A 10,849-nucleotide genomic window follows, 5' to 3' on the forward strand; every position below is an offset into this window, starting at 1 on the left:
CCGATTCCCGATTCCCGATTCCCGATTCCCGATTCCCGATTCCCGATTCCCTTTACTAATTACCAGTTTCATCAATTTTAGCCTGCAATTGGGCTACCTTTTGCTCCAGCTGTTGCTTCTCCAATTTCAAGTTTTCTGCTAAAGCTTCAATTTTTTCGCGACGTGCTTCTACTTCTAAATCGCGGATATCTAACCCTTGGCTTTTCAAGGTTAGCTCTTGCCGCCATTGTTCAGCCCGTTTCATTTCTTCCTCTAAAAAGGTAGACTTAACCTCAGCTGTTAAATACTTCTTGACTAGATCTAAAACCCAATCGGTGGCAGATTGAATAGAGATCACCTGTTGAGTTTCAGCCAGATCGATTAAGACTAAGCAACCTTCTTTAAAAGCTTGGGAATTAGTAAACGCCACAGGTCTTGGCTCAATAACTTCCCAGAATTGATCAGAGTTTTGGCGGGCAAGTAGTTGCAATTGGAGCCCGCCAAAATCATCATTGTCTTGAACTTGAGCTAGGTGTAGCATTACCGGTTTGATTGAAATCTGTTTAAAGTCTATTTAAGCGATCGCGTAAAATAGACTCTTGCTTTTTAGCCTCAGCTAATGCCTCTTGAGCACCCTTAACCACTGCTTCTGGAGCTTTACTCACAAAGTTCTTATTACCCAGACGCCCAGACAAGGATTTGACTTCCGCCTCCACTTTACGTAAATTCTTTTCTAACTTAGCCCGTAGAGCATCCACATCCACTACACCAGTTAGGGGAATGAGCACCTGGACTGTGCCGACTACACCCGCCATGGTATTCTTTACCTCTTTCTCCAAGGCTGGAGTAATGGTTAATTGATTGACCTTACCTATGTCTTTGATATAGGCTTGACCCGCCTCCAATATTTGACATTCGTCACTGTTGCTGCTTTGCAGAATAACAGGTGCGGTCACCCCTGGTTTAATCTCTGCCTCAGCCCGGAGGTTGCGGATAGTACGGATTGTACCGATCAGCAGCTCAAACCTTTGCTCTAGTTCTGAGTCAATTAGAGAAGTTGGGGATATAGAAGATTGGCTATTGCCTATTGGCGAAAGGTCATGGTCTATTTTAACCTGCCCCTTTTCTATATCTAGGTACTCTATAGGATAGGGTTGTAGTGCCAACACCTCCCCAGATTTCTGGGTCAAGGTGTGCCAGATTTCTTCAGTGATATGGGGCATGAAGGGATGGAGTAGCTTTAGGATACCCTCTAAAACGTAAGCGAGAGTTTGCTGTGCCACAACCCGCGACGCAGAATTGGCATCCTGACGCAGCCTGGATTTGACCAGTTCAATGTACCAATCACAAAAATCACCCCAGATGAACTCATAAAGTCCCTTAGCCGCTTCTCCCAAGCCATAAGCATCTAGATAATCCCTACTTTGACGCACCACTTGATGAAAACGGGAGAGAATCCAGCGATCGCATAATTCCAATGCCTCTACTTTTGGTTGACCCAATTCTTCAGGAGTCTTACCCTCAAGGTTTAGCATGACAAACCGGGCTGCATTCCACAGTTTATTGGCAAAATTGCGGGATGCTTCTACAGAAGCTGACTCATCCGTCTTGCGGTTATATTCTAATCGCATATCTTGACCGGCACCTGCCACTTCCCGAACCAAGGTATAGCGCACGGCATCCGTACCATACTTGTCAATCAGGATTAACGGGTCAATACCATTATTAGCCGATTTAGACATTTTCTTATTGTTCTCATCCCGCACTAGCCCGTGGATGTAAACACTCTTAAACGGCATTTTACCCGTAAAATGTCCTGCCATCATGGTCATGCGGGCAACCCAGAAGAAAATGATGTCAAAACCTGTTACCAGGGTGCTAGTCGGATAGTAAGTCTTCAAATCCTTGGTCTGATCAGGCCATCCCATAGTAGAGAAGGGCCATAATCCTGAGGAAAACCAGGTATCCAGCACATCTGGGTCTTTCTCTAGCTTGACATTTTCTCCAAATTTTGCTACTGCTTTCTTTTTAGCCTCTGCTTCATGGTGAGCCACAATAAACGGAGTCTCGCTAGTTATTGTGCCATTGGTTTCACTCACCACATACCAAGCCGGAATTTGGTGTCCCCACCAGAGTTGGCGGGAGATGCACCAGTCTTTTAATTTCACCAGCCAATCTCGGTAGACCTTCGTCCAACGTTCCGGGATAAATACTGGAGAATGGTGCTGGTCAAGAGACTCTAGGGCTCGGTCAGCTAGGGGGCGAATTTTGACAAACCATTGCGTTGAGATTAGGGGTTCAACAGGAACCTTTCCGCGATCGCTATAGGGTACCGTATGTTTGTAGTCCTCTACCTTAACCAATAGCTCTTCTGCTTCCAGCTGCTTCACCACATTTTTCCGGGCTTCAAACCGGTCTTGTCCTTGGAAAGCCCCAGCTTTTTCATTTAACGTGCCATTCTTATTCATGATGTTAATGAATGGCAGACTATGACGCTGTCCCATTTGAAAGTCATTAGGGTCATGGGCAGGAGTTACCTTGACACAACCGGTGCCAAACCCTGGGTCAACCAACTCATCAGCAATAATCGGAATTTCTCGTCCCATAATTGGCAAGGTTACAGTTTTACCAATTAAATCCTGGTAGCGTTCATCATTAGGATTAACTGCAACTGCCGTATCCCCCAACATAGTTTCTGGTCTAGTGGTAGCTACTTCCACAAAACCATTGCTATCAGTAATTGGATATCGAAAATGCCACAAATGCCCATCTACTTCCTTATTTTCCACTTCCAAATCTGATACAGCGGACTCCGAGGCTGGACACCAGTTGACCATATATTCGCCCCGATAAATCAGTCCCTGGTCATAGAGTTGGACAAAGGCTTCAATTACTGCTTTCGATAAGCCTTCATCCATCGTGAAGCGTTCCCGCGACCAATCCACCGAGACCCCCAAACGCCTCAGCTGCTTAACGATGGTGCCACCTGATTCTTCCTTCCACGCCCAAGCCCGTTCAAGAAACTTTTCCCGTCCCAAGTCATAGCGGGTTTTGCCTTCAGCTTCTAGCTGTCTATCGAGAATGGTTTGTACACCAATACTAGCGTGGTCAGTTCCCGGTAGCCACAGGGTATTGCGTCCTCTCATCCGGTGGTAACGGACGAGGGTGTCGATCAGGGTACTCTCGAAGGCGTGACCCATGTGCAACTTCCCAGTTACGTTAGGTGGGGGGATAACAACGCAGTAGGGTTCACCCTGGTGATTGGGGTCAGCTTTGAAGACTTGGTTTTCTTCCCAGTATTGTTGCCACTTGGCTTCGGTGGTTTTCGGTTCGTATTTGGTTGCCAGGGTGGGTGTGGTTGCGGTCATGCTGGGAATGGTGAATAGATGGGCTTACCTCAATTTTGCCACAGGCTCAAGGTAGTTAAGGAAATGAACTGCAAATACGGGAAGGATGCGTGCGGCATAAAAGCAGGGGAGCATGAGTTGGTGGGCAGTCACCAAATACCTGTGCAGCTAATGCAGCTAATATATCGATAAGTATAGAAAAGCGAGTCGTCTTCGCGGTTGATCAATCGAGATCAACACTTGAGAGTTACCCTATCAGCATTTATAAAAATTTTCACATCCACAGTGAGATAAAGTCTCATGCTTATCAAAAAAAAACCCCGTCCTTATAGGACGGCTTTATGTTACCATCAATATGGTCAATGACCCACCCGAGACGATGGATTCAGACAGCCTATACGAGCGAAGTCCAGTAACCTGGCGGCGCAGCAAAATCGGTAGACCGGGAAAAGATGACAGGGCAATGGAAGGCCAACCCTCTAATCACGCATTACATCAAGAATTTTCTTGAAACTCGACACGTGAGAACCGCAGGACTTGCGGGGATAGTCTGTGGAGCGAACGTAAGACCATAAAACCCCGCTTAGGGTGGAGGCTGTTGCATTGAAGCAGAAACCTAAATCGTGAGGTTTAGGAATCGCCTTTCTTCTAGGACGGTGAGGATGTCAACATATAACAAATGAATAGCAGAACAACTGAGGAGTTAGGAGATTGAAAAAAGTAGAAGCCATCATCCGGCCATTTAAGCTGGACGAAGTCAAAATCGCTCTAGTCAACGCTGGCATTGTCGGAATGACAGTTTCTGAGGTTCGAGGCTTTGGACGCCAGAAAGGTCAGACTGAACGTTATCGCGGTTCAGAGTACACGGTTGAATTCCTACAAAAACTCAAAGTAGAAATCGTCGTAGAAGACGATCAAGTCGATATGGTCGTAGACAAAGTGATCGCTGCAGCTCGCACCGGTGAAATTGGCGACGGTAAAATTTTCATTAGCCCCGTCGATCAGGTGGTCAGAATTCGTACTGGGGAAAAAAATCTAGAAGCCGTCTAAATACCCTATATACCAAGGTAGCTGAGGCACGGTTTACCGAGTGAGCGTGCCTCAGTTGATTTTTATAGGGAGTTGACGGTTTTAGCCACCCTAGTTAACCTAAATGTTTCAACTGAGGCAGTAGTACTTCAAAAGCCTTGCCACGATGAGAGCAAGATCGCTTCATCTGAGGCTCCATCTCAGCAAAGGTCAACCCCTGGTCTGGAACAAAAAAAATTGGGTCGTAGCCAAAGCCACCAGTTCCCCGAGGAGCTGGCAAAATTTCCCCCCGACAAATCCCTTCCGCTTGGAGAGCGATCGCACCATCTGGACGAGCAATCGCCACTACACAAACAAACTGGGCTTGCCGATTCACTTCCAAACCTAGCTCCCCCAGTAGCCGCTCAATTCGCTCTTGGTCGGTTTTGCCATAGCGTCCAGAATAAATCCCTGGAGCACCATCTAGGGCATCAACTTGCAAACCAGAATCATCAGCAATTGCCCATTTCCCAGTTGCCTGGGCTACTACTGATGCCTTCAGACAAGCATTGGCAGCAAATGTATCCCCAGTTTCTTCAATCTCTAGCTCTGGTGGCTTTAACTGCAATTCCCAGTCCAAAGAATCTAGGTATGTCTGCATCTCCCGCAGCTTACCAGGATTGCCTGTAGCTACAACCAGCAATTTTGGCAGCAAATTTGGGGTTTGATGTTGGGATTTTGGATTACTCAAAGCAACAATTTCAGATTGTTTGATGAAAGGTTAACTAGCAATCAGAGTCAGTTCGATACAGCTCAACCAGCGTTTAATACCCGATTGTCATCTTACTCACCAAAGCCCAGATTTTCAATAACCCAACCAAAACTAGCCAATCCAAAATCCAACATTAATCCCAAATTTAAAGTCTAAAACTTACTGGCCCAATCTTTAGCCCAGTTTAAGGTTTGAGTTACCTGTTCAAGGGTAGCCGCTTCACAGTAGAGTCGCAATAATGGTTCAGTGCCACTAAAACGAATCAGCAACCAGCTGTCGTTAGCTAAACGGAATTTGTAACCATCTGTGGTTTGGCAATCCACCACTGCCTGACCATTAATTTCTTGGAGAGGCTGAGTTTGTAATTGTTCTTGTATACGCGATCGCACTTCCATCCCCGATAGATGTAAATCGATCCGGTCATAGGCAGAAGCATAGCCAGTTTGCTCTTGCAGACTCTTGTAGAGTTCACTTAAGTCTTTTCCAGATTTAGCGATCGCTTCTAATATATAGAGTGCTGATAATAAAGCATCTCGTTCAGGAATATGGTTGCCATAGCCAATGCCTCCAGATTCCTCACCCCCTAGCAAGGCAGGAGTGGATAACATCCGGTCAGCAATATACTTGTAACCGATGGCAGTCTCATAAACTGGCAAATTATACAGTGCTGCCACTCTAGGAATTAGGTCAGAGCCACTAAGGGTTTTGACCACTTCACCACTAAAGTTACGCCGTGATGCTAGATGTTCAATCAGGATGGGAATCAGGATTTGGGGGCTAAGGAAATTGCCCTGAGCATCAGCAGCTGCAATGCGATCGCTATCCCCATCAAATGCCAACCCAACCGCTAATTCACCACCCGGTTCGCGGTGGTGACTCTGGAGCGCTTCAAATAGCTCAGACAGATAACCGGGTAAAGGTTCTGGGGATTTGCCACCAAATAAGGGATCCCGTTCGGCCTTAATTTCGATAATGGGTACCCCAAGAATCTTGTTCAAGCCTCCTGCTGCTGCACCATTCATCACATGGGCAAAGACAGTCAGTTTACCCTGACTAATCAGCTGTTGAATCAGGGCAATATCAACCTTTTGTCTTAAGGCATCACAGTAACTTGACCATGGGTCAAAGGTCTTTATACTACCCTCTTTCTTAGGTGTAGCTGGTGCTTGAGAAAGTTTAGCTTCAATCTGTTTAGTTATTTCTAGAGGAACTGATCCACCAAACGCTCCTTTGACTTTTAAGCCTAGGTAATTGCCAGGATTATGACTAGCAGTAATTACCAAAGCTCCCAAAGCATTTTGGGACTTGGCTGCCCAACTGAAGGCTGGTGTAGGAGCATAACTGTTAGAGAGTAAGACATCAAAACCAGCAGCTTGAACCACCTCTGCGGTTTTTTTGGCGAAGTCTTCTGCCATGAAGCGTCGGTCATGACCCACTATAATCGTTTGGCTACCCGTGGTTTCCCCATAAGCATCTGCCAGAACTTGAGCTGCAATAGGGGCAACTATTGCCAAGCGCTCGAAGGTAAAATCGGCGGCAATGATACCTCGCCAGCCGTCTGTCCCAAATTTAATTGAATCTGCGGCAATTGCCATAGTAGTATATAGTTACTTAAATTTTAATACTCTGACGGCAAAATCCTAGCATTGGAAAGAGTTAGTGTCTTGCTTACCCGCCAAAGCCTGATCTGGCTTGTGTGGCCATTTTGTCGTCATCTAGTAGTACTGATAGTAGTTACTTAAGTTAGTAATCTCTTTCGGGATTTTGTCCAGTGGGTGTATTGGATCCCACCATTGAGCTTGCTCCACTGACACTTCACCGATGAGTTGCTGAGCAACGAAGGTTTTTCCTAAATGTCAGCGAGATATAGTAATGTCTTCGTCTTGTTCCGGGGTCTTTCCTATGTTCGTGCATCTGTATCAATCATCCCCGGACAAGGGCAACAGTTTCCTAGTGGTCGTCAGTGATACCCTGCTTAGATCGGGCTGACTCAGGCAGCTTATTAAGTATAGAGATTAGATTCATGCGTTCAATGTAAGGCCAACCACCCTTTTCTTCAATATCCTTTAGAAAATCATATAGTTTCTGGCGAGTATCCGGCAATGAGGCTTGAAATAACTCGTCTCGAATATCGCCATGGACTTCCTCTAAAGCCCTGAGTATAGCCAACAGGGCGATGTTATCGCCTTGGTAATTGTTGGCCAAAGAACGAATATCAGCGGTAATCTCTAGTAATTTACGGTGTAATTGTTCTGAATCCAAATCTTTATCTCGATCCATTCCATCAAATAACTGTCGCAGTAAAGGCGGCTCTTCCCGTGTACAATGCTCTAAAGAACAGCTGAGGCTCACGGAATCGGTGCCATTTTTGCATGCCCTATGCCCAAATGGCAGTAGTTCAACCAAATAACAAGCTTCCCGATAGTTTGTGTGTAGCCCGACTTATAACATGGGTGTGGTGTGAATTGCGGATAATACTGGTCAATGCCTAGAGGGCAGCAGCTGTTTAACTCCTATTGCACCAGCAACCCAATTCCAGAACCAACCTAACATACATTTTTAGATCTGATTATTGACGATTGAGATTGACTATGAAGTATCGTGCTTTGATTTGTGCCTTCCTGGCGTTATGTCTGGGGGTTTTTACAGCGTCCTGTTCTCCAGATGTAGCCAGCTTGGAAAGTATCGAAGGACTCACCTATGACCAGATTAAAAATACTGGTTTAGCGAATAACTGTCCACAGCTGTCAGAAATGACTCGGGGTGCTATTCCTGTAGACCCCGACCAGTCCTATGAGATTGTCGATATGTGCGTACAGCCAACCACCTTCTTTGTCAAGGAAGAAGGAACTAAGCGCAAAGAGGCAGAATATCTTCCCGGCAAATTATTGACCCGTTATACCTCTAGCTTGGTTCAAGTGCGAGGAGACTTACTTTTTCAAGAAGATGGTAGTCTGAAGTTTTTGGAAAAGGATGGTATAGATTTCCAACCCATCACTATTCAGTTGCCTGGAGGTGAGCAAGTCCCATTCCTGTTCACCATTAAAAAATTGATTGCCACAACTGAGCCTGGTTTGGAAAGTATCAATGCTTCCACCGATTTTGTTGGCGATTTCTACGTCCCCTCTTATCGGGGTGCTGTTTTCCTAGATCCCAAAGGTCGAGGTCTGGCTAGTGGTTATGATAATTCGGTTGCTCTGCCATCTCAAGCGGATAGCCAAGAGTTTGCCAATGTTAAGAGCGCAGATGTGGGCGAAGGCACCATTGAGCTGCGCATAGCTCAAGTAGATAGCGAGAGTGGCGAAATTGCTGGTACATTCATAAGTGAACAACCCTCAGATACTGACTTAGGTGCTGATGAACCAGAAGAAGTGAAAGTTCAGGGGATATTTTACGGTCGCATTCAACCAAAACAAGCATAGCTGACGTTGATTTGAGTCTTAGAAGCCACTGACTCCCAGAATGGGAAATTAAAAACGTTAATTGCTAAGGGGCATATGCCCCTTTTTTGATCGAAATGTGGCGTTTTCGATATCCTGTATGTATTATTAATAAACTTTCATCGTTTCTAATTCGGGATTCAGGTGAAATTACTGTTTTAAGAAACTTAATGGTAAATCTACAATTAAAGCAATAAAACTATGACCACAGCGGTGCTTTTGGAGATTTATAAACTCGATTAACGCTCGTCACCTATGTTATCAAACAAAACTGCAGCATAAACCGACGCCAATAAAACTGAGCCCCTTTGTCTAAAAGGGATGCAAGATAATATTGTCCGGGGATTGGATCCGGGAAATCATCAATCGGGAATCCGACAACCATTACCAATTAAACCTGACCCAAAGCGCAAAAGGGAGAAAAAATTTGTGGCAGCCATCTAGGAGAATTGGGATGAGTTAGGGGTCTGATAGCCGCTTGATATCTACTTGTGATCTACTTTTAATCTACCACCTTAAACTTTGTTATGGCGACTAACCTTAATCATAACCTTAAGTATCAAAGCTTAACTTTATTACAAAAGTACCAGCAATCTGCTGACCCTGAACTTCGCAATCAGCTAGTGGCTCTCAATCTAGGACTAGTCAGGATAGAAGCTCATCATTGGGTCAAGCAGTGTCATGAAAGCTACGAAGATTTACTTCAGGTTGGCTGTATTGGCTTAATTGGTGCCATAGAACGATTTGATTCCACCAAGGGCATAGCATTTAGTTCCTTCGCTATCCCCTACATTCGTGGTGAAATTCAGCACTATTTACGAGATCGGGGTTATTCAATTCGCATTCCTCGACGCTGGCTAGCACTACGGCAAAAGTCTGTGGCAATTACTCGAAATTTACGAGTAACGTTAAATCGGCAACCGACAGAAGAAGAAATAGCAGCAGCATTAAACATTTCCCTAGAAGAATGGCAAGAAATTACCCTAGCTCATCAAAATCGGGAACCTCTGAGCTTAGATACACCAGTAGGAGATTCAGAGGACAGAAACACCAGCTTGGGTGAATTAGTCCCAGATCCTCGCTATCGCAGTTTTCAGCTGGCACAGGAAGACCAAATCCGCATTCAACAAGCCCTAGCTCATTTGGAAAAGCGCACTCGTGAAGTGCTGGAATTTGTTTTTTTACATGACTTGACCCAAAAAGAGGTAGCACAACGCTTAGACATCAGTGTAGTAACGGTATCCCGTCGTGTTAAAAAAGGCTTGGAAGCGTTGCAAAAGTTAATGAAACCGACACAAGATTAAGATTAATTTTCACACTATTATTAGTGAAGCATAACAAGATAAAATTATATAAAATCATAGACAGCTGGCAAAGTAACTGGACTTGAGAGCTAAGTCATAGCTGAAACGCGGTTTGGGCTTCTTGGATTGGGTGTTATTGCCCATAGCCTGTCAATGTAAGTGTTCAGCGAACAGCGATTAGCGCTACGCGCACGCTACGGGAACAGCTATCAGCTATTAGCTATTAGCTTATGGGTTATGTTTCAGCATCGTTCGCACAGCGTGGCCATTCGCGTAGCTTGGCCATTCGCGTAGCGTGGCCAAAGGCCAAGGCCAAGGCTAAAGCCTGTGCAACTCTAGTTGGCGTGCTTTTGGATAAAATAAGCTGACCACTGACCGCTGAGGGCTGACGGCTTACCGGCCCACAGCTTTTTGCTGAGAGTCTCCAGTTTTGGAAGTTTGCCAAAAAAATCCTATATTCAAAGAAGTTGGTGCCACAGATCGATAACTTCAAGGGTATGCTCGGATAAAGCGTTATTTTGTAGGTGGTCATGGGTAAAGTATCATGCATCGTATGGGTGAGTGTGCTGGCTCTGCTTATAGGAGGCTGTCAACCGGGTAGAAAGGCTGATCAGGGGGATCAGACTACCCCTAAACCTACTCCGGTGGCTTCCCCGGATAGCACAAAACCTTCTCCTCCTGTAGCTGAATTTGCTCCTAAATTCCCGGAAACACCCGAGCAGGAAAAGGTAATACCAATACCACCGTTGATCACAACCTTGCCAAGCAATGAAGTAAGAAATCGGATAGATAAGGGGCGTCTTGACCCGTTTGCGGCAATTTCAGTGCAACCAGAGGTGGAGATTTTGCCCAATGCTGGTAGACCAAGTAGTTCCCCTACAAGGGTACAGCCTCTGACTCCTGCACCACCAAGACCGGGTTTGCGATCGCGTCCTGGGACAGGAGGTAGTGTAGCGGTAACACCAACCAGCCCTTCCAGAGCTAGCAGACCCTCCAGCC

Annotated in this window: 11 protein-coding genes; 5 read left to right on the top strand and 6 right to left on the bottom strand. The window is 45.6% G+C overall.

All coding sequences use genetic code 11. From position 1 onward, the window contains the following. Positions 1-55 precede the first annotated feature (55 nt). Both AC4II3_RS14590 and AC4II3_RS14595 read right to left on the bottom strand, forming a co-directional pair. Positions 56-520 carry a hypothetical protein gene (locus AC4II3_RS14590; RefSeq protein WP_488008450.1) on the bottom strand — a complete coding sequence of 155 codons (465 nt, stop codon included), beginning with the start codon at positions 518-520 and terminating at the stop codon, positions 56-58. Positions 521-542: 22 nt separating this feature from the next. Further along, positions 543-3,347 carry a valine--tRNA ligase gene (locus AC4II3_RS14595; RefSeq protein WP_488008452.1) on the bottom strand — a complete coding sequence of 935 codons (2,805 nt, stop codon included), beginning with the start codon at positions 3,345-3,347 and terminating at the stop codon, positions 543-545. Between the two features lie 358 nt (positions 3,348-3,705). Between AC4II3_RS14595 and AC4II3_RS14600 the strand changes: the two genes are divergently transcribed. After that, the gene (locus AC4II3_RS14600) at positions 3,706-3,837 is read left to right on the top strand and encodes a hypothetical protein (protein WP_490722831.1); all 132 of its coding nucleotides are present in this window, start codon (positions 3,706-3,708) and stop codon (positions 3,835-3,837) included. A gap of 200 nt (positions 3,838-4,037) precedes the next feature. Further along, on the top strand, positions 4,038-4,376 hold the full coding sequence (locus AC4II3_RS14605) for a P-II family nitrogen regulator (RefSeq protein ID WP_293018096.1): 339 nt from the start codon (positions 4,038-4,040) through the stop codon (positions 4,374-4,376). Between the two features lie 94 nt (positions 4,377-4,470). Here AC4II3_RS14605 and rdgB read toward each other — a convergent pair whose 3' ends face one another. The 3 genes from rdgB to AC4II3_RS14620 form a co-directional block, all read right to left on the bottom strand. Then, positions 4,471-5,046: an RdgB/HAM1 family non-canonical purine NTP pyrophosphatase gene (rdgB, locus tag AC4II3_RS14610; protein WP_488008499.1), complete on the bottom strand. Its 576-nt coding sequence runs from the start codon at positions 5,044-5,046 to the stop codon at positions 4,471-4,473. Positions 5,047-5,258: 212 nt separating this feature from the next. Continuing rightward, positions 5,259-6,701, bottom strand: coding sequence for a phosphoglucomutase/phosphomannomutase family protein (locus AC4II3_RS14615; RefSeq protein ID WP_488008454.1), 1,443 nt, complete (start codon positions 6,699-6,701; stop codon positions 5,259-5,261). A 355-nt stretch (positions 6,702-7,056) separates the two neighbouring features. Next, positions 7,057-7,512: a hypothetical protein gene (locus tag AC4II3_RS14620; RefSeq protein WP_488008456.1), complete on the bottom strand. Its 456-nt coding sequence runs from the start codon at positions 7,510-7,512 to the stop codon at positions 7,057-7,059. 185 nt (positions 7,513-7,697) lie between these two features. On the opposite strand from AC4II3_RS14620, the gene AC4II3_RS14625 reads away from it, so the two are divergent. From AC4II3_RS14625 to AC4II3_RS14635, 3 genes are all read left to right on the top strand, one after another. After that, positions 7,698-8,528 carry a photosystem II manganese-stabilizing polypeptide gene (locus tag AC4II3_RS14625; protein WP_488008458.1) on the top strand — a complete coding sequence of 277 codons (831 nt, stop codon included), beginning with the start codon at positions 7,698-7,700 and terminating at the stop codon, positions 8,526-8,528. A gap of 339 nt (positions 8,529-8,867) precedes the next feature. Then, on the top strand, positions 8,868-8,990 hold the full coding sequence (locus tag AC4II3_RS14630) for a hypothetical protein (RefSeq protein ID WP_488008460.1): 123 nt from the start codon (positions 8,868-8,870) through the stop codon (positions 8,988-8,990). Positions 8,991-9,073: 83 nt separating this feature from the next. Then, positions 9,074-9,850: an RNA polymerase sigma factor SigF gene (locus tag AC4II3_RS14635; protein ID WP_488008462.1), complete on the top strand. Its 777-nt coding sequence runs from the start codon at positions 9,074-9,076 to the stop codon at positions 9,848-9,850. A 619-nt stretch (positions 9,851-10,469) separates the two neighbouring features. Here AC4II3_RS14635 and AC4II3_RS14640 read toward each other — a convergent pair. After that, positions 10,470-10,849: hypothetical protein (locus AC4II3_RS14640; RefSeq protein ID WP_488029351.1), on the bottom strand; the 380-nt coding region annotated here is incomplete at its 5' end.

The organism is Moorena sp. (assembly GCF_982860115.1).